The organism is Nonomuraea sp. NPDC047897, assembly GCF_043204415.1.
Taxonomy (GTDB): domain Bacteria; phylum Actinomycetota; class Actinomycetes; order Streptosporangiales; family Streptosporangiaceae; genus Nonomuraea.
On sequence record NZ_JBIDCC010000011.1, the window covers coordinates 150,887 to 167,976 of the forward strand.

The 17,090-nt window shown below is 71.6% G+C and carries 16 protein-coding genes; 8 read left to right on the plus strand and 8 right to left on the minus strand.

Features of this window, described 5'->3' with window-relative positions; genetic code table 11:
* Nucleotides 1-5: 5 nt before the first annotated feature.
* The 5 genes from carB to pyrR are packed head-to-tail and all read right to left on the minus strand — an operon-like array spanning nt 6 to nt 7,146.
* Nucleotides 6-3,296, minus strand: coding sequence for a carbamoyl-phosphate synthase large subunit (gene carB / locus ACGF0J_RS24855; RefSeq protein ID WP_393149358.1), 3,291 nt, complete (start codon nt 3,294-3,296; stop codon nt 6-8).
* Complete coding sequence (gene carA, locus ACGF0J_RS24860) at nt 3,283-4,389, minus strand: glutamine-hydrolyzing carbamoyl-phosphate synthase small subunit (RefSeq protein ID WP_393149359.1); 1,107 nt, start codon at nt 4,387-4,389, stop codon at nt 3,283-3,285. Before carA ends, carB begins: the two co-directional genes overlap by 14 nt.
* Nucleotides 4,386-5,675, minus strand: coding sequence for a dihydroorotase (locus tag ACGF0J_RS24865; RefSeq protein WP_393149360.1), 1,290 nt, complete (start codon nt 5,673-5,675; stop codon nt 4,386-4,388). The genes carA and ACGF0J_RS24865 overlap by 4 nt, the downstream gene beginning before the upstream one ends.
* Complete coding sequence (locus ACGF0J_RS24870) at nt 5,672-6,592, minus strand: aspartate carbamoyltransferase catalytic subunit (protein WP_393149361.1); 921 nt, start codon at nt 6,590-6,592, stop codon at nt 5,672-5,674. The genes ACGF0J_RS24865 and ACGF0J_RS24870 overlap by 4 nt, the downstream gene beginning before the upstream one ends.
* A complete protein-coding gene (pyrR, locus tag ACGF0J_RS24875) occupies nt 6,589-7,146 on the minus strand; it encodes a bifunctional pyr operon transcriptional regulator/uracil phosphoribosyltransferase PyrR (protein ID WP_393149362.1) in 558 nt (185 codons plus the stop codon). The genes ACGF0J_RS24870 and pyrR overlap by 4 nt, the downstream gene beginning before the upstream one ends.
* A 190-nt stretch (nt 7,147-7,336) precedes the next feature.
* Between pyrR and ACGF0J_RS24880 the strand changes: the two genes are divergently transcribed.
* The 6 genes from ACGF0J_RS24880 to ACGF0J_RS24905 all read left to right on the plus strand — a co-directional run bounded on the left by ACGF0J_RS24880 (nt 7,337) and on the right by ACGF0J_RS24905 (nt 12,992).
* On the plus strand, nt 7,337-7,630 hold the full coding sequence (locus tag ACGF0J_RS24880; protein ID WP_393149363.1) for a hypothetical protein: 294 nt from the start codon (nt 7,337-7,339) through the stop codon (nt 7,628-7,630).
* Between the two features lie 51 nt (nt 7,631-7,681).
* Complete coding sequence (locus tag ACGF0J_RS24885; protein ID WP_393149364.1) at nt 7,682-8,926, plus strand: arginine deiminase; 1,245 nt, start codon at nt 7,682-7,684, stop codon at nt 8,924-8,926.
* 4 nt (nt 8,927-8,930) lie between these two features.
* A complete protein-coding gene (gene arcC / locus ACGF0J_RS24890; RefSeq protein WP_393149365.1) occupies nt 8,931-9,866 on the plus strand; it encodes a carbamate kinase in 936 nt (311 codons plus the stop codon).
* Nucleotides 9,867-9,931: 65 nt separating this feature from the next.
* Nucleotides 9,932-11,332 carry an amino acid permease gene (locus ACGF0J_RS24895; RefSeq protein ID WP_393149545.1) on the plus strand — a complete coding sequence of 467 codons (1,401 nt, stop codon included), beginning with the start codon at nt 9,932-9,934 and terminating at the stop codon, nt 11,330-11,332.
* 2 nt (nt 11,333-11,334) lie between these two features.
* A complete protein-coding gene (locus ACGF0J_RS24900) occupies nt 11,335-12,207 on the plus strand; it encodes a universal stress protein (protein ID WP_393149366.1) in 873 nt (290 codons plus the stop codon).
* Nucleotides 12,208-12,497: 290 nt separating this feature from the next.
* Nucleotides 12,498-12,992, plus strand: coding sequence for a transcriptional regulator (locus ACGF0J_RS24905; RefSeq protein ID WP_026214021.1), 495 nt, complete (start codon nt 12,498-12,500; stop codon nt 12,990-12,992).
* Nucleotides 12,993-13,252: 260 nt separating this feature from the next.
* Here ACGF0J_RS24905 and ACGF0J_RS24910 read toward each other — a convergent pair whose 3' ends face one another.
* Nucleotides 13,253-13,699, minus strand: a complete 447-nt coding sequence (locus tag ACGF0J_RS24910; RefSeq protein ID WP_393149367.1) for an SAV_6107 family HEPN domain-containing protein — start codon at nt 13,697-13,699, stop codon at nt 13,253-13,255.
* Nucleotides 13,700-14,159: 460 nt separating this feature from the next.
* On the opposite strand from ACGF0J_RS24910, the gene ACGF0J_RS24915 reads away from it, so the two are divergent.
* A complete protein-coding gene (locus ACGF0J_RS24915; protein ID WP_393149368.1) occupies nt 14,160-14,714 on the plus strand; it encodes an NUDIX domain-containing protein in 555 nt (184 codons plus the stop codon).
* Nucleotides 14,715-14,895: 181 nt separating this feature from the next.
* Here ACGF0J_RS24915 and ACGF0J_RS24920 read toward each other — a convergent pair whose 3' ends face one another.
* Both ACGF0J_RS24920 and ACGF0J_RS24925 read right to left on the minus strand, forming a co-directional pair.
* A complete protein-coding gene (locus tag ACGF0J_RS24920; RefSeq protein ID WP_393149369.1) occupies nt 14,896-15,087 on the minus strand; it encodes a ferredoxin in 192 nt (63 codons plus the stop codon).
* A gap of 9 nt (nt 15,088-15,096) precedes the next feature.
* Nucleotides 15,097-16,296 (minus strand): cytochrome P450, encoded by a 1,200-nt coding sequence (locus ACGF0J_RS24925; RefSeq protein ID WP_393149370.1) that lies wholly within the window; start codon nt 16,294-16,296, stop codon nt 15,097-15,099.
* A 96-nt stretch (nt 16,297-16,392) separates the two neighbouring features.
* Between ACGF0J_RS24925 and ACGF0J_RS24930 the strand changes: the two genes are divergently transcribed.
* Complete coding sequence (locus tag ACGF0J_RS24930) at nt 16,393-17,004, plus strand: TetR/AcrR family transcriptional regulator (RefSeq protein ID WP_393149371.1); 612 nt, start codon at nt 16,393-16,395, stop codon at nt 17,002-17,004.
* Nucleotides 17,005-17,090 lie beyond the last annotated feature (86 nt).

A 17,090-nucleotide genomic window follows, 5' to 3' on the forward strand; every position in this document is an offset into this window, starting at 1 on the left:
GGCAGCTATCCGCGAAGCGCCCGTGCGTGCTCCTGGAGCGACCGTACGCCGACGTCGCCGCGCATGATGGCCTGCATGCCCGCGGCGGCCGCGGCGAGTCCCGCGACCGTGGTGATGCACGGGATGCCGCGCAGCACCGCGGCGGTGCGGATCTCGTAGCCGTCGAGCCGGGGGCCCGACTGGCCGGGGCTGCCGAACGGCGTGTTGACGATCAGGTCGATCTCGCCGTCCAGGATGCACTGCACGACCGTCGGCTCACCTCCGGGTCCAGGGCCTTCGCTGTGCTTGCGCACGATCTTGGCATGGACGCCGTTGCGGCGCAGCACCTCGGCCGTGCCCTCGGTGGCCAGGATCTCGAAGCCGAGGTCGGCCAGCGCCCGCACGGGGAAGATCATGGCCCGCTTGTCGCGGTTGGCCACGGACACGAACGCGCGGCCCTTGGTGGGCAGCTCGCCGTAGGCGCCGGCCTGCGACTTGGCGTAGGCGATGCCGAAGAACTCGTCGATGCCCATGACCTCGCCGGTCGAGCGCATCTCGGGCCCGAGCACGATGTCCACCCCGCGGAACCGGTTGAACGGCAGCACCGCCTCCTTGACCGCGATGGACGCCTCCAGCGTCAGCGTGCCGCCGTCGCCGGTGGCGGGCAGCATGCCCTCCTCGCGCAGCGAGGCGATCGACGCGCCGAGCATCACGCGGGCCGCCGCCTTGGCGAGCGGCACCGCCGTCGCCTTGGACACGAACGGCACGGTACGGCTGGCGCGCGGGTTGGCCTCCAGGACGTAGAGGACGCCGGCCGACATCGCGTACTGGACGTTGAGCAGCCCGCGCACGCCGACGCCGCGGGCGATGCCCTCGGTGGCGGCGCGGATGCGCTTGATGTCGTGGCTGCCGAGCGTGATGGGCGGCAGGGCGCACGCCGAGTCGCCGGAGTGGATGCCGGCCTCCTCGATGTGCTCCATGACGCCGCCGAGGTACAGCTCGGTGCCGTCGTAGAGGGCGTCGACGTCGATCTCGATGGCCTCGTCGAGGAACTTGTCGACCAGCACCGGGTGGCCGCCCTCCTGGCCCGCCATGTAGCGGGTGAGGGTCTCGTCGTCGTAGACGATCGCCATGCCGGCGCCGCCCAGCACGTAGGAGGGCCGCACGAGCACGGGGTAGCCGATGTCCTGGGCGACGCCCAGCGCCTCGGCGACGGTGGTGGCGGTGCCGTGGCGGGGCGCGGGCAGCCCGGCCTCGGCCAGCACCCGGCCGAACGCGCCGCGCTCCTCGGCGAGGTGGATCGACTCGGGCGAGGTGCCGACGACGGGCACGCCCGCGTCCTTGAGCGCCTGCGCCAGGCCGAGCGGCGTCTGCCCGCCGAGCTGCACGATGACGCCGACGACGGGGCCGGTCTGCTGCTCGGCGTGCACGACCTCCAGCACGTCCTCCAGGGTGAGCGGCTCGAAGTAGAGCCGGTCGGAGGTGTCGTAGTCGGTCGAGACGGTCTCGGGGTTGCAGTTGACCATGACGGTCTCGAACCCGGCCCGCGACAGCTCGAAGGAGGCGTGCACGCAGGCGTAGTCGAACTCGATGCCCTGGCCGATGCGGTTGGGCCCGGAGCCGAGGATGACGACCTTGGGCCGCTCCCCGTGGGGGACCTCGGTCTCCTCGTCGTAGGTGGAGTAGAGGTAGGGGGTGCGGGCGGCGAACTCGGCGGCGCAGGTGTCGACCGTGTTGTAGACGGGCCGCACGCCGAGCGCGTGGCGCAGGTCGCGCACCCGGGCCTCGTCGACGCCGCGGATCTCGGCGATCTGCGCGTCGCTGAACCCGTGCCGCTTGGCCCGCTCCAGCGTCTCGGGGGTCAGCTCGGCGGCCTCGCCGAGGGCGCCGGCCTCCTCGTGCAGGAGGAGGAGCTGGTCGATGAACCACGGGTCGACGCTGGTCGCCTCGAACAGCTCCTCGGCGGTGGCGCCCGCCCGGATGGCCTGCTGCATGGTGCGCAGCCGCCCGTCGTGCGGGGTGCGGCAGGCGGCGAGCAGCTCGTCCTTGTCGAGCTGTTCGCCCGGCGCCCAGGAGAACGACGAGCCGGACTTCTCCAGCGACCGCAGCGCCTTCTGCAGCGCCTCGGGGAAGGACCGGCCGATGGCCATCGCCTCGCCGACCGACTTCATGTGGGTGGTGAGCGTGCGGTCGGCGCCGTGGAACTTCTCGAACGCGAAGCGCGGCACCTTGACGACGATGTAGTCGAGGGTCGGCTCGAAGGAGGCCGGGGTCTCCTTGGTGATGTCGTTGGGGATCTCGTCGAGGGTGTAGCCGATGGCCAGCTTGGCGGCGATCTTGGCGATCGGGAAGCCGGTGGCCTTCGACGCCAGGGCCGACGAGCGCGACACGCGCGGGTTCATCTCGATGACGATCATGCGGCCGGTGCGCGGGTCGACGGCGAACTGGATGTTGCAGCCGCCGGTGTCGACGCCGACCTCGCGGATGACGGCGATGGCGACGTCGCGCATGTTCTGGTATTCGCGGTCGGTCAGGGTGAGCGCGGGGGCCACGGTGACGCTGTCGCCGGTGTGCACGCCCATCGGGTCGATGTTCTCGATGGAGCAGACGATGACGACGTTGTCGGCCTTGTCGCGCATGACCTCCAGCTCGTACTCCTTCCAGCCGAGGATCGACTCCTCCAGGAGCACCTCGGTGGTCGGCGAGGCGTCGAGCCCGGCCCCGGCGATGCGTCGCAGGTCGGTCTCGTCGTAGGCGAACCCGGAGCCGACACCGCCCATGGTGAACGACGGCCGCACGACGAGGGGGTAGCCCAGCTCGCCGGCCCCGGCGAGGACCTCGTCCATGGAGTGGCAGATGACCGAGCGGGCCGACTCGGCGTTGAGCCCGTGCTCGCGGGCGACCTTGGCGACGATCTCCTTGAACCGCTCGCGGTTCTCGCCCGCCTGGATCGCGTCGAAGTCGGCGCCGATCAGCTCGACCTCGTAGCGCTCCAGGACGCCCGACTCGTGCAGGGCGACCGCGGTGTTGAGCGCGGTCTGCCCGCCCAGGGTGGGCAGCAGCGCGTCGGGCCGCTCCTTGGCGATGATCTTCTCGACGTACTCGGGGGTGATGGGCTCGACGTAGGTGGCGTCGGCGAACTCCGGGTCCGTCATGATCGTCGCCGGGTTGCTGTTGACCAGGATGACCCGGAAGCCCTCGGCCCGCAGCACGCGGCAGGCCTGGGTGCCGGAGTAGTCGAACTCGCACGCCTGGCCGATCACGATCGGGCCGGAACCGATGACCAGGACCGACCTGATGTCCTCACGCTTGGGCACGGCTCATGACCTCACAGAACTCGTCGAACAGGTAGGCGGCGTCGTGCGGGCCGGCCGCGGCCTCGGGATGGTACTGGACGCTGAAGGCCCGTCCGTCGAGCAGCCGCAGCCCCTCGACGCATCGGTCGTTGAGGTTGACGTGGCTGACCTCGGCGGGGCCGAACGGGGTCTCGAACGGCCCGTCGAGCGGCGCCTCGACGGCGAACCCGTGGTTGTGGGCGGAGATCTCGACCTTGCCGGTGCGCAGGTCCTGGACGGGCTGGTTGACGCCGCGGTGGCCGTAGCGCAGCTTGTAGGTGGACAGGCCGAGGGCGCGGCCGAAGAGCTGGTTGCCGAAGCAGATGCCGAAGAACGGCGTGCCGCCGGCCAGCACCTCGCGCAGCGGCCCGACGTCGGCGGTGGCCGGGTCGCCGGGGCCGTTGGAGAAGAACACCCCGTCGGGCTCCACGGCGAGGATGTCGGCGGCGGTGGCGGTGGCGGGCAGCACGTGCACCTCGCAGCCGCGCTCGGCCATCCGGTGCGGGGTCATGCCCTTGATGCCGAGGTCGACGGCCGCGACCGTGAACCGTTTGGCGCCGATGGCGGGCACGACGTAGGGCTCGGTGGTGGCGACCTCGGCGGCCAGGTCGGCGCCCGTCATCGGGGGCGCCTGGCGGACGCGCTCGACGAGGGCCTCGACCGGCTCGGCGGGCGCGCTGAAGATGCCGGCGCGCATGGCGCCGCGCTCGCGCAGGTGGCGGGTCAGCGCGCGGGTGCCGGGCATGGCGATGCCGACGACGCCCTGCTCCTTGAGGTAGTCGTCGAGCGAGCGGTCGGCCCGCCAGTTGGAGACGATCCGGGACGGCTCGCGCACGACGTAGCCGGCGACCCAGACGCGGCCGGACTCGGGGTCCTCGTCGTTGACGCCGGTGTTGCCGATGTGCGGGGCCGTCATGGCGACGATCTGGCGGTGGTAGGACGGGTCGGTGAGGGTCTCCTGGTAGCCGGTCATGCCGGTGTTGAAGACCATCTCGCCGAACGTCTCGCCCACGGCCCCGTACGGGGTGCCGCGGAAGACCCGCCCGTCTTCGAGCACGAGCAGCGCGTCGGTCACGTGAGCTTCCCTTCGAGAACGGTGGCCCTGCCGCGCAGGTAGGTCGCGACCACCCGGCCGGGCAGCGTCATGCCCTCGTACGGGGTGTTGCGGCTCTTGGAGGCGAAGGCGGCGGGGTCGACCGGAGTGCGGCCGGAGGGGTCGTAGAGGGTGAGGTTGGCCGGGGCGCCCACCTCGAGGGGCTGCCCGTGGCCGGGCAGCCGGCCGATGCGGGCGGGGGCGGCCGACATGCGGTCGGCGACGCCCGCCCAGTCGAGCAGGCCGGTGTCGACCATCGCCTCCTGCACCACGCTGAGCGCGGTCTCCAGGCCGACCATGCCCATGGCCGCGGCCGACCACTCGGTCTCCTTGTCCTCGACCGGGTGGGGGGCGTGGTCGGTCGCGACGACGTCGATCGTGCCGTCGGCCAGGGCGGCGCGCAGCGCCTCGACGTCGGCGCGGGTGCGCAGCGGCGGGTTGACCTTGTAGATGGGGTTGTAGGCGCCGACCGGGGACTCCTCGACCAGCTCGTCGGTGAGCAGCAGGTGGTGCGGGGTGACCTCGGCCGTGACGTTCCAGCCCTTGGACTTGGCCCAGCGGATGATCTCGACGGAGCCGGCGGTGGAGACGTGGCAGACGTGCAGCCGGGAGCCGACGTGCGCGGCGAGCAGGCAGTCGCGGGCGATGACCGCCTCCTCGGCGACCGCGGGCCAGCCGGTCAGGCCGAGCCGGCCGGAGACGACGCCCTCGTTCATCTGCGCGCCCTCGGTGAGCCGGGGCTCCTGGGCGTGCTGGGCGACGACGCCGTCGAACGCCTTGACGTACTCCAGGGCGCGGCGCATCAGCACGGCGTCGCTGACGCACTTGCCGTCGTCGGAGAAGACCCGGACCCGCGCCGCGGAGTCGGCCATCGCGCCCAGCTCGGCAAGTTGCCTGCCCTCCAGGCCGACGGTGACGGCGCCGACGGGCTGCACGTCGCAGTGGCCGTACTCGCGGCCGAGCCGCCAGACCTGCTCGACGACGCCGGCGGTGTCGGCGACGGGCGAGGTGTTGGCCATGGCGTGCACGGCGGTGTAGCCGCCCCGGGCGGCCGACTGGGTGCCGGTCTGCACGGTCTCGGCGTCCTCGCGGCCGGGCTCGCGCAGGTGGGTGTGCAGGTCGACCAGGCCGGGCAGGGCGACGGCGCCGCCGCCGTCGACCGTCTCGTCGTCGCCGGTCAGGCCGGGCCCGATCTCGGCGATGAGGCCGTCGTGGAGGCGGAGGTCCACGGACCGGCCGCCGAGGACCCTCACGTTCTTAATGATCATGCTAGGGTCTCTCCCCCGAGCAGCAGGTACAGGACGGCCATGCGGATGGTCACGCCGTTGGCGACCTGCTCGACGATGGTCGAGCGGGGCGAGTCGGCCACCTCGGCGGCGATCTCCATGCCGCGGTTCATCGGGCCCGGGTGCATGACGATGGCGTCGCCGGGCATCTTGGCGAAGCGGTCGCGGTCGAGGCCGTAGCGGCGGGAGTACTCGCGTTCGCTGGGGAAGTAGGCGGCGTTCATCCGCTCCTTCTGCACCCGCAGCATCATCACCGCGTCGGACTTGGGCAGCACCGCGTCGAGGTCGTAGGACACCTCGCACGGCCAGGTGCCGACGGCGACGGGCAGCAGCGTGGGCGGGGCCACCAGGGTCACCTCGGCGCCGAGCGTGGCGAGCAGCAGCACGTTGGAGCGGGCGACCCGGCTGTGCAGCACGTCGCCGACGATCGTGATGCGGCGGCCGTCGAGGCCGCCCAGCCGGCGGCGCATGGAGAAGGCGTCGAGCAGGGCCTGCGTGGGGTGCTCGTGGGTGCCGTCGCCGGCGTTGACGACGCTGCCGCGCACCCAGGTGGCCAGGCGGTGCGGCGCGCCTGAGGCGCCGTGGCGGATGACGACCGCGTCGGCGCCCATGGCCTCCAGGGTCAGCGCGGTGTCCTTGAGCGACTCGCCCTTGGAGACGCTGGAGCCCTTGGCCGAGAAGTTGATCACGTCGGCGGACAGCCGCTTGGCCGCCGCCTCGAAGGAGATGCGGGTGCGGGTGGAGTCCTCGAAGAAGAGGTTGACCACCGTGCGGCCGCGCAGCGTGGGCAGCTTCTTGATGGACCGTTCCGAAACCCTGGCCAGCTCCTCGGCGGTGTCGAGGATGAGCAGGGCGTCGTCCTTGGCGAGGTCGCCGGCGGAGATGAGGTGACGGTTCACGCGGCGGCCTCCTTGATGAGCAGCACGGCCTCGCGCCCGTCGGTCTCCTGGAGGTAGACCTTGACCTTCTCGCTCTTGGCGGTGGGCAGGTTCTTGCCCACGTAGTCGGCGCGGATGGGCAGCTCGCGGTGGCCGCGGTCGACCAGGGTGGCGAGCTGCACGGCCGTGGGGCGGCCGAGGTCGTTGAGCGCGTCGAGCGCGGCGCGGACGGTGCGGCCGGAGTAGAGGACGTCGTCGACGAGGACGACGATCTTGCCGTCGACGCCGTCGGGCGGCAGCTCGGTGTGGCCGAGTGGGCGGGCGGGCTTGAGCCGCAGGTCGTCGCGGTACATCGTGATGTCGATCGACCCGACGGGGATCTTGACGCCCTCGAACTGCTCGATGCGCTCACCGAGCCGGCGGGCCAGCGTGGCGCCGCGGGTCGGGATGCCGAGGAGGACGACCTCGTCGGCGCCCTTGGTGCGTTCGAGGATCTCGTGCGCGATGCGCGTCAGCGCCCGGTGGATGTCGGGGCCTTCGAGGACGGCCCTGGATTCGGGCCTGCTTTCGGACATGGGGAGCTCACCACCTTTCCCGCCTCACGGGACGGGGCTTAAAGGGTGTTGGTCGGCCCCCACAGTACCAGGGGCGACCAGCCACGACGGGAGGGGCCACGCGTACGGGGGTGCCGGCCACCGATTTGGCAAGAAGCGGATGAAAAGGTATAAAGCCTCCTCAAAGTATCCCTGTGGAAGGTTTAGCGTCATGACGCTGTCCGCACGTCAGCGACTGGTCCTCAAGGACATCGCCCGCCAGATCCAGGCCGAGGACCCCGGACTGGCCCATGGCCTGTCGCGGCTCGGCACCGGCCCGGTGACGGCCGAGCGCATCGCGCCGGTCGCCCCCGTGAGCTCCCGCCGCGCCGCGCAGCCGCCCGCCGCGCGCCACAGGACCGCGCACGACAGGCCCGACTACGGCAGGACGATGGGGCTCGTCGCGGCCGGCCTGGTCGTGCTCGCCGTGGCCATGCTCTTCACCCCCGCCCCCCGCGACAGATAGGGCGTCGCCCCCCGGACGTGACGGTCGGGTCCCAGGGGGGATATAGGACCAATGACCTTCCATGTCGATTCGGAGGTGGGCCGGCTCCACCAGGTGCTCCTGCACCGGCCGGACCTCGCGCTCAAGCGGCTCACCCCCACCAACAAGGACGAGTTCCTCTTCGACGACGTGCTGTGGGTGCAGCGCGCCGTGGAGGAGCACGAGGAGTTCCAGCGGGTGCTGCGCGAGCGCGGCGTCACCGTCCACATCCTCGGTGACCTGCTGCGGGAGACCGTCGAGATCCCCGAGGCGCGCAAGCACATCCTCGACGCGATCGTGGACGAGCGCTTCCTCGGCCCGCTGGCCGTCGACGACATCCGCAACACGCTCGACACCCTCGACTCGGCGACCCTGCAGACCTACCTGACCGGCGGCGTCACCAAGCGCGAGCTCGTCGCGCTCGACTGCTCCCCCAAGTCGGTGGCCTTCCACGCGCTGCACGACGACGGCTTCGTGCTGCCGCCGCTCCCCAACCACCTGTTCACGCGCGACCCGTCGTGCTGGATCTACGACGGCGTGTCGGTCAACGCCATGCGCAAGAAGGCCCGCATGCGCGAGACGGTGAACATGGAGGCCGTCTACCAGTTCCACCCGACCTTCGCCGAGGGCTTCGACCGGCCGCAGAAGGACGGCTACCACGTCTGGCTGCCCGGCCACACGATCGCCCCCGCCACGCTCGAAGGCGGTGACGTGCTCGTCATCGGCCGCGGCGCGGTGCTCGTCGGGATGAGCGAGCGCACCCAGCCGCAGGCCGTCGAGATGCTGGCGCAGCACCTGTTCCAGTCGGGCTCGGTACGGCGCATCGTGGCCCTGGACATGCCGAAGGCGCGGGCCTTCATGCACCTCGACACCGTGATGACCATGGTCGACGTGGGCGTGTTCACCAAGTACGCCGGGCTCGGCATGCTGCCCTCGTACACCATCGAGCCGGGAGACACCGAGAAGGAGCTCAAGGTCACCGACCACCCGCCCGAGGACATGCACCGGGCGATCGCGCGGGCGCTGGACCTGGACGACATCAAGGTCCTGACGCCCACCCAGGACGTCTACGCGGCCGAGCGCGAGCAGTGGGACGACGGCTGCAACGCGCTGGCCGTCGAGCCCGGCGTGGTGATCGCCTACGAGCGCAACACCACCACCAACAACTTCCTGCGCGCCAACGGCGTCGAGGTGATCACCATCCGGGGCAGCGAGCTCGGCAGAGGGCGCGGCGGGCCCCGCTGCATGAGCTGCCCGCTCGAGCGCGACGGCATCTGACGCCATGCGCGTCATCGTCGCGCTGGGCGGCAACGCCGTCCTGCGGCGCGGGCAGCAGCCCGACGCCGAGCAGCAGACCGCCAACGTCGCCGCCTCCGTCAGGGAGCTGGCCCGGCTGGCCGAGCGACACGAGCTGATCATCACGCACGGCAACGGACCACAGATCGGCCTGCTGGCCCTGCAGAGCGCCGCCGACCCCGGCCTGAGCAGGCCGTACCCGTTCGACACGCTCGGCGCGCAGACCCAGGGCATGATCGGCTACTGGATGCAGCAGGCCCTGCAGAACGCCCTGCCCGGCCGGCAGGTGATCGCCATGGTCACCCAGACGCTCGTCTCCGCCGTCGACCCGGCCTTCGGCGACCCGACCAAGTTCGTCGGCCAGGTCTACGACCGGGAGGAGGCCGAGAAGCTGGCCGGCGAGTACGGCTGGACGATCCGGCCCGACGGCGGCCACTGGCGGCGCGTGGTCCCCTCCCCGGTGCCGCGCCGCGTGGTGGAGACCCGGCTGATCCGCCGGCTGCTGCGCGAGGGGGTCGTGGTCGTCTGCGCGGGCGGCGGAGGCATCCCCGTCATCCGCGACGAGCACGGCCGGCTGTCCGGCGTCGAGGCGGTGATCGACAAGGATCTGACGGCGTCGGTGCTGGCCGAGGCGCTGGAGTGCGACGCCTTCCTCATCCTCACCGACGTGCCGCGGGTCATGCGCGACTTCGGCACCGCGCGGCAGAGCGAGATCGGCCACACCACCCCGCACGAGCTGCGCGCCCTCGACTTCCCGGCCGGCTCGATGGGGCCGAAGGTCGAGGCGGTGTGCCGGTTCGTCGAGACCACCGGCGACATGGCCGCCATCGGCCGGCTCGACCAGGCCGAGAGCATCCTGGACGGCTCCGCCGGCACCATCGTCACCCCCAACGCCCGCTGGCCCCTCACGAGCACGCTGTAGCACCGAGCACGCTGTAGCACCCGCTGCCCACCTGGGAGGTCCTCGTGACACTGGCTCAACGGCTGATGCGGACCAAGCCGGCCGACCTGATCGTGGCCGAGGGCGGCCGGGGCGAAGGCGGTGAGCTGCGGCGCACGATGTCGCTGTGGCAGCTCACGCTGTTCAGCGTCGGCGCCACGCTCGGCACCGGCATCTTCGTCATCCTCGGGCAGGCCGTGCCCAAGGCGGGGCCCGCGGTGATCGTGGCGTTCGTGCTCGCCGCGGTCACCGCGCTGTTCTCCGCCCTGTCGTACGCCGAGCTGGCGGGGACGATCCCGGTGTCCGGCTCCTCCTACTCCTACGCCTACGCCACGCTCGGCGAGCTGGTCGCCTGGGTCGCCGGGTGGTGTCTCATGCTGGAGTACGCCGTGTCGGTCGCCGCGGTCGCCGTCGGCTGGGGCCAGTACCTCAACTCGTTCCTGCGCAGCCTGTTCGGCTGGGAGCTGCCCGCCGCGATCATCGGCTCGCCCGGCCAGGACGGCGGCGTGGTCAACCTCATGGCGATCCTCATCGTCGTGCTGGCCACCTGGCTGCTGCTGCGCGGCGCCTCGGAGAGCGCCAGGGCCAACGCCGTGTTCGTGCTCATCAAGGTGGTCGTGCTGCTGTTCTTCTGCGTGGTGGCCTTCACGGCCTTCCGGGCCGGGAACTTCGCGCCGTTCGCGCCGATGGGGGTGGCGGGCATCACCGCGGCGGCCTCGCAGGTGTTCTTCTCCTACATCGGCTTCGACGCCGCCTCCACCGCCGGCGAGGAGGCGAAGAACCCCAAGCGGGACCTGCCGCTGGCGATCATCCTGTCGCTGGCCATCGTGACCGTCCTGTACGTGCTGGTCGCCATGGCCGCCGTCGGCGCGATGCCGTGGACCGACTTCGACCCGGAGAGCACCGAGGCCAGCCTGGCGCAGATCGCCGACCTGGCCACCGGCTCGACCTGGGCCGGGCTCATCGTCTCCTTCGGGGCGTCCATCGCCATCGCCAGCGTCGTGCTGACCGTCATGTACGGTCAGACCCGCATCCTGTTCGCCATGTCCCGCGACGGGCTGATCCCGCGCGTGTTCCAGAAGGTGAACCCGCGCCGCCAGGTGCCGGTCGCCAACACGCTGATCGTGGCGGCGTTCATCTCGGTGCTGGCGGGACTGGTGCCGCTCGGGCAGCTCGCCGAGGCCACCAGCATCGGCACGCTGTTCGCGTTCGCCATCGTCAACGTCGGTGTCCTGGTGCTGCGCCGCCGCCGGCCCGAGCTGCCGCGCAGCTTCCGCACTCCGCTGTTCCCGGTCACGCCGGTGCTCGGTGCCGTGATGTGCGGCGTGGTGATGGCCGGGCTCGCCGGGGTGACGTGGCTGGCGTTCGGGCTGTGGATGCTGCTGGGGTTCGTCTGCTACTTCCTGTACGGCTACCGCAACTCGCGGCTGAACACCGAGGTGGTCTGACCATGAGGCTCGACAACGTGCTGAGCGGGTTCATCGCCGAGCCGCGGGGCCGCGACGGGCTCATGCTGGCAGCCCTGCTCGCCCGCCAGGCCGGTGGCCGCCTGACGGTGGCGACCGTGCAGCCGCCCGCCCGGTCGGCGCCCGGCCCGGCCCGGGCCGAGGAGAGCGCCTGGCGCGCCTACCTCGACGAGCAGGCCGAGGCGACGCTGGACAAGGCGCGTGCGGCGGTGGGCGAACTGGCCGGCGATGACGTCGACTACGTCGTGCACCACCACAAGGCCAGCGGGCGCGGCCTGCTGGAGCTGGCGCGCGGCCGCGGCGCCGACGTCGTGGTGATCGGCTCGGCTCCGGGCGGCGGCAAGGGCCGCATCTCGGTCGGCAGCACCGCCGACCAGCTCCTGCACGCCTCGTCGGTGCCCGTGCTGCTGGCCCCCCGCGGTTACGCCGAAGTCCAGCCCGAGGCGTTCGAGCGGATCACGCTCGCCTACCGGCGCGGGCCGTGCGCCGACGGCGCCGTCGCCTCGGCCGCCAGGGCCGCCGTCCGGCTGGACGTGCCGCTGCGGCTCGTGACGCTGCTCGTCAGCAGCGGCCGCCGGGTCAAGATCGAGGAGGACATGCTCGACCGGCTGCGCGAGCTGGCCTCCGCCGACCTGGCCGAGGCCGCCAAGGGGCACCGGCGCCGCGTCTCGGTGGAGGTGCTGGAGGGTCGCACCGTCGCCCAGGCGCTCGCCGCGACCTCCTGGCTGCCCGGAGATCTGCTGGTCTGCGCGTCGAGCGACAGTGGCCCGCTGCGGCGGGTCTTCCTCGGGGACACCTCGCTGAAGATCGTTCGCGCGTCGTCCCGTCCCGTGATGATCCTCACTCGGCAGCAGTGAAACATCCGGCAAACTATGACGAACTGCCGCTATTTATGGGACATGTGGGGCTTTTGCGGCGTAGCCTCCCGGATCGGATTCGGCATCTTTTTTCCAATCAGCTTGACCTTGAGCGTCCTCCCCTTTACCGTCACTGTGCGTAACCAGCACCGCGCGGCGAATTGGGGTAAACCCATGGCACCGCCACCGATGGAGCCACCTCGGCACCAGACCCCCCGGTGGCTCGGGCATTCGCCGCAAGGGAGCACAATCTACTGAGAGCAACACATAGAGAGCCGGGGGGCCACACGATGCCGTCTGAGTACGCAAAGTCGCTGGGTGCACGACTGCGCGCCATCCGCACCCAGCAGGGCCTGTCCCTGCACGGGGTCGAGGAGAAGTCGCGTGGCAGGTGGAAGGCCGTGGTCGTGGGCTCGTACGAGCGTGGCGACCGAGCGGTCACGGTGCAGAAGCTTGCCGAGCTTGCCGACTTCTACGGGGTTCCCGTGTCCGAGCTGCTGCCCGGCGGCGCGGCGCCCAGCCCGCTCGGGCCCACCCCGAAGCTTGTGATCGACCTGGAGCGGCTGGCCACGCTGCCGAAGGAGAAGGCGGGCGCGCTGGCCCGCTACGCCGCCACCATCCAGAGCCAGCGTGGCGACTACAACGGCAAGGTGCTGTCGATCCGCCAGGAGGACCTGCGCTCTCTGGCGGTGATCTACGACAAGTCGCCGAGCGAGCTGACGGAGGAGCTCATCAGCTGGGGCGTCCTCGACGCCGAGGCCCGCCGCGCCGTCGAGTCCTTCTGACGGACACCGTGGTCCTCAGGGGCTGACCGCGACTCTCGGGGGCGCGCCACCGCACGGGCGCGCCCCTCACCCATGTACGCCCCTCCGTCGGCGCCGGGGATGGCCGGACGACCGTCACGGACGGCGGCCGCGCGCCCGGCGCGTTGCCCGGAAGAAGTTCACGCGCGCAGGCTCACCCGGCCTTCGCGGAGCGGGCGGAACCGACACGGGGCCCCGGCGAGACCGCCCGGAGGGCGGCACCCGGGTCTCGGGGCGGCCGGTCAGCCGGCCAGGGGCACGACGACCGGGAGCTGGGACTGGGTGGGGACGCCGAGGATGCCCTCCACCGTGGTGACGAACTTTCCGGCCTCGGTCAGCAGCTCGTCGGCGTCGGCCGCCGAGACGCCGCGGACCATGCCCGCCTCCGCCCTGGCCCGCTTGGCGGCGCTCACGGCGAAGTAGGCGGCCCAATCGGCGAGCTGCGGCTCCGCCTCCGGCAGGAGCTCCCACGCGCTGCGCAGGCGGCGCCTGCGGCCCTCCATGGGGCGTGGGCGGGCGGCCAGGATCGCGGCGGCCGCGCGCAGCGCCGCCAGGTGGGCGGCGACATAGCGGGATGCCGGGGTGCGGGCGGTCGTCGCCTCCGCCAGGCAGGAACGTGAATCCGTCAGATGCGCCCGAACAGCAGGCGACAGCCCGGGACCCTGCGGGTCTCTAGACCGTGGTGCCATGTGCACGCCTCCTTGGGGTCGTGGCGGCTCCCGGCGTCGCCGCCGGTGAAGCCAACGATCGCAGACGCCACCGACATTTCCGCCGGGCCGGCCGGACGAGAAGCTTCCCCTCTCCCCGTCCGGCCAGGACGCGCCCGCTCGTCTCCGCCGACGACGAGGACGCGCCCTTCGCCCGTGGAGCCCGACCGCGGGTCTCGCTTGGGGGAAGCGCGGCCCGCGATCAGGTCCTCGACGTGAGCCGCGAGTCTCACGTCACTACGTCGAACATAATTTCGATCACGGTCTGTGTCAACCTGTTCCAGAACACAGGTTCGATCGATCCCGCCCCGCCCGCCGCCGGCGTGGCGCGACGGCCGTGCCATGCGGAAGGCTGGGGGCACGTGGCCACCCCGGGGACCGGCCATTATGGGCGGCCCCCGGCGTCGCCCGAATCCGACCGCGCGGCCCAGGGGAGCAGCCAGTGACGCAGCAGGAGCAGGGACAGGTCATCGAGCAGGTGTCCACCGAGATCGTGTACGAGAACGCGTACCTGCGCCTGCGCGAGGACCGCATCCGCCGCCCCGACGGCTCGCCCGGCGTCTACACCTACGTCGACAAGCCGGACTTCGCGCTGGTGATCGCCGTCGAGGACGGCGGGTTCCATCTGGTCGAGCAGTACCGCTACCCGGTCCGGGCCCGGTCGTGGGAGTTCCCGCAGGGAACCTTCCCGCACCTGGCGACCGGCGACCCGGAGGCGCTGGCCCGCGAGGAACTGCGCCAGGAGACCGGGCTCACGGCCGGCGGGATCCGCCACCTGGGCCGGCTGGACACGGCCAAGGGCGTGTCGGCACAGGGTTTCGACGTGTTCCTGGCCTGGGACCTCACGCACGGGGAGCCCGAGCTGGAGCCGGAGGAGCAGGACCTGCGGCACCAGTGGTTCCCCCGGGCCGAGGTGGAGGCCATGATCCGCCGGGGCGACATCACGGACGCCGCCACGCTGGCGGCCTACACGCTGCTGCTCCTGACCGGCGAGTGAGCCCGGCCTCCCTTCCGGCCGGTGGCCGGGCCCTGCTGGCCGTAAAATCCCCTATATGGCGATAGGACGGAAAAGCGCCCGTCTGACCGGCCACCGACCCGAAAAGCAACCCGGCAGTAAACCCGCACAACCACGCGGGGGACGGCGGACCGCCGAAAAGCGGCGCGGCCCGGACGGTTTCTCAGGACACCGACAGAGCGCCCGACGGGCAGAGGGTCACGGCCCGTCGGACGGCGTCCGCCAGCTCCTCCGGCGGCGACGGGTCGAGAAGCACCACGGTGCCGTCCTCCTCGCTCTGGTCGAACACCTTCGGCACCGTCAGCGCGCACATGCCCGCCCCGATGCACACCGTCGTATCCGCTTCGATCTTCATCCTCACGCCCTACCAGGTGACAGGGAGGCGGTGCACGCCGTAGATGCTCATGTCCGTGCGCATCGGCACCTCCTCCGGTGGTACGGCCAAGCGTAGGCCCGGCAGGCGGCGCAGCAGCGCCGCGTAGCCGACCCGCATCTCGATCCTGGCGAGCTGCTGGCCGAGGCACTGGTGGATGCCGTGGCCGAAGGCCAGGTGTCCGGTCGCGGCCCGGGTGACGTCGAGGTGGTCGCCGCCGGGGAAGCGCGCGGGGTCGCGGTTGGCCACCGGGAGGTGGAGGGTGACCGCCTCACCCTTGGCGATCACGGTCCCCTCCAGCTCGACGTCCTCCAGCGCCGCCCGGACGGGCCCCAGGTGGATGATCGTGAGGTGGCGCAGCAGCTCCTCGACCGCGTTCTCCATCAGCGAGGGGTCCTCGCGCAGCAGGGCGAGCTGCCCGGGGTCGCTCAGCAGCGCGTAGGTGCCGAGGCCGAGCATGTTCGCGGTGGTCTCGTGGCCGGCCACGAGCAGCAGGAACGCGACCCCGGTGAGCTCCTCGTCGGTCAGCTCGCCGCCCCCGACGAGCCCACTGAGCAGGTCGTCGCCGGGCTCGCCGCGCTTGTGCTGGATGAGGCCGTACAGGAAGGCGGAGATCCGCGTCATCGCGGCGATGACGTCCGCGCCCTCGCTGTCGAGGCCGAAGAGCACCTTGGAGTCGGCCTGGAACCGCTCGCGGTCGTCGTACGGGACGCCGAGCAGCTCACAGATGACCAGCGACGGCACCGGCAGCGCGAACGCCTCCACCAGATCGGCCGGCCGCTCCCCCGCCTCCATCCGGTCGAGGCAGGCCTCGGCGATCTCCCCGATGCGGGGCTCGAGCTGGTTCATCCTGCGCACGGTGAACTGGCCGGCCAGCAGCTTGCGGTAGCGCGTGTGCTCGGGCGCGTCCATCCGCAGGAAGAATCCCGGCGGCACCTGGAACCCCTGCTCCTGGACCTCCTTCAGCAGTTGGAGCCGGGCCGGGACGGGCGGATGGGTCAGCTCCGGCCGATTGCTGAAGCGCGGGTCGGCGAGCACCGCGCGGGCCGCCGCGTAGCCGGTGACCAGCCAGCCGAGGTGCCCGTCGGCGTACGTCATACGGTGCAGGGGCGCCCGTTCGGCCAGCGCCGTGAACCGGTCTGGCGGGTCGAGGGGGCGGTCGCGCTCGGTGGTCAGCGTGAGGTCGGACATGCCGGGACTCCTTCCGGGTCGGTACCTCCACAAAACATCACCGAATGCAAATTTTCAATTGGTGAAAAGTATAAGCCTGTGCAGTACAGTTCCGTCATGGTGGGTATGCGGGAGCGCAAGAAGCAGCGCACACGCCGGGCGCTGATCGAGGCCGCGCTCCGGCTGTTCGCCGAGAAGGGCTACGAGGAGACGACTCTCGCCGAGATCGCGGCGGAGGCCGACGTGTCGACGCGCACGTTCTTCAGCTACTTCGCCAGCAAGGAGGACGTGGTCTTCTTCGACTCCGAAGTGCGGATGGAGCGCATTCTCGACCTGGTGGCGGCCAGGAAGCCCGACGAACCGCTGCCCGGACTGCTGCTGCGCATCGTCCGTGAGAGCCTGTCGCAGGCGGCCGAGGACGAGGGCCCACCGCTGCGTGACGCGCCGCTGCGCATGGACCTCGTCATGAACGTGCCCGCCCTGCAGGCGCGCGCGCTGCACCTGCTGTTCGACAGCCAGCTACGGCTGGCGCGGGCGCTGCACGACGCCTACGCCGACCTGCTCGACCCGGTCGACGCGGCGGCGGCCGTGGGGGCTTTGACCGGCGCGGCCAAGCTCGCGGTCATGGTGTCCATCGGCCGGGGCGACTCCATGGAGCAGGCCGTGGCGGCCGCCGTCCGCGCCGCCGAGGTGGCGCTGCGCGGCCTCGACAGCCTCGGCGGCACCTGAGTCAGGGTCCGACCCGGCCCCCCTTCCACCGAGCGCGCCCGCCGGACAGCGGCCGATCGGGCAGCGGCCGATCGGGCGGGCGAATC

Bases quoted from the DNA above. Each gene is read 5' to 3' on its own strand.
- ACGF0J_RS24865 (WP_393149360.1), bottom strand. From the start codon at position 5,675: ATGATCATTAAGAACGTGAGGGTCCTCGGCGGCCGGTCCGTGGACCTC.
- ACGF0J_RS24905 (WP_026214021.1), top strand. From the start codon at position 12,498: ATGCCGTCTGAGTACGCAAAGTCGCTGGGTGCACGACTGCGCGCCATC.
- ACGF0J_RS24925 (WP_393149370.1), bottom strand. From the start codon at position 16,296: ATGTCCGACCTCACGCTGACCACCGAGCGCGACCGCCCCCTCGACCCG.
- ACGF0J_RS24885 (WP_393149364.1), top strand. From the start codon at position 7,682: ATGACCTTCCATGTCGATTCGGAGGTGGGCCGGCTCCACCAGGTGCTC.
- ACGF0J_RS24895 (WP_393149545.1), top strand. From the start codon at position 9,932: ATGCGGACCAAGCCGGCCGACCTGATCGTGGCCGAGGGCGGCCGGGGC.
- ACGF0J_RS24920 (WP_393149369.1), bottom strand. From the start codon at position 15,087: ATGAAGATCGAAGCGGATACGACGGTGTGCATCGGGGCGGGCATGTGC.
- ACGF0J_RS24910 (WP_393149367.1), bottom strand. From the start codon at position 13,699: ATGGCACCACGGTCTAGAGACCCGCAGGGTCCCGGGCTGTCGCCTGCT.
- ACGF0J_RS24930 (WP_393149371.1), top strand. From the start codon at position 16,393: ATGGTGGGTATGCGGGAGCGCAAGAAGCAGCGCACACGCCGGGCGCTG.
- arcC (WP_393149365.1), top strand. From the start codon at position 8,931: ATGCGCGTCATCGTCGCGCTGGGCGGCAACGCCGTCCTGCGGCGCGGG.
- pyrR (WP_393149362.1), bottom strand. From the start codon at position 7,146: ATGTCCGAAAGCAGGCCCGAATCCAGGGCCGTCCTCGAAGGCCCCGAC.
- ACGF0J_RS24900 (WP_393149366.1), top strand. From the start codon at position 11,335: ATGAGGCTCGACAACGTGCTGAGCGGGTTCATCGCCGAGCCGCGGGGC.
- ACGF0J_RS24880 (WP_393149363.1), top strand. From the start codon at position 7,337: ATGACGCTGTCCGCACGTCAGCGACTGGTCCTCAAGGACATCGCCCGC.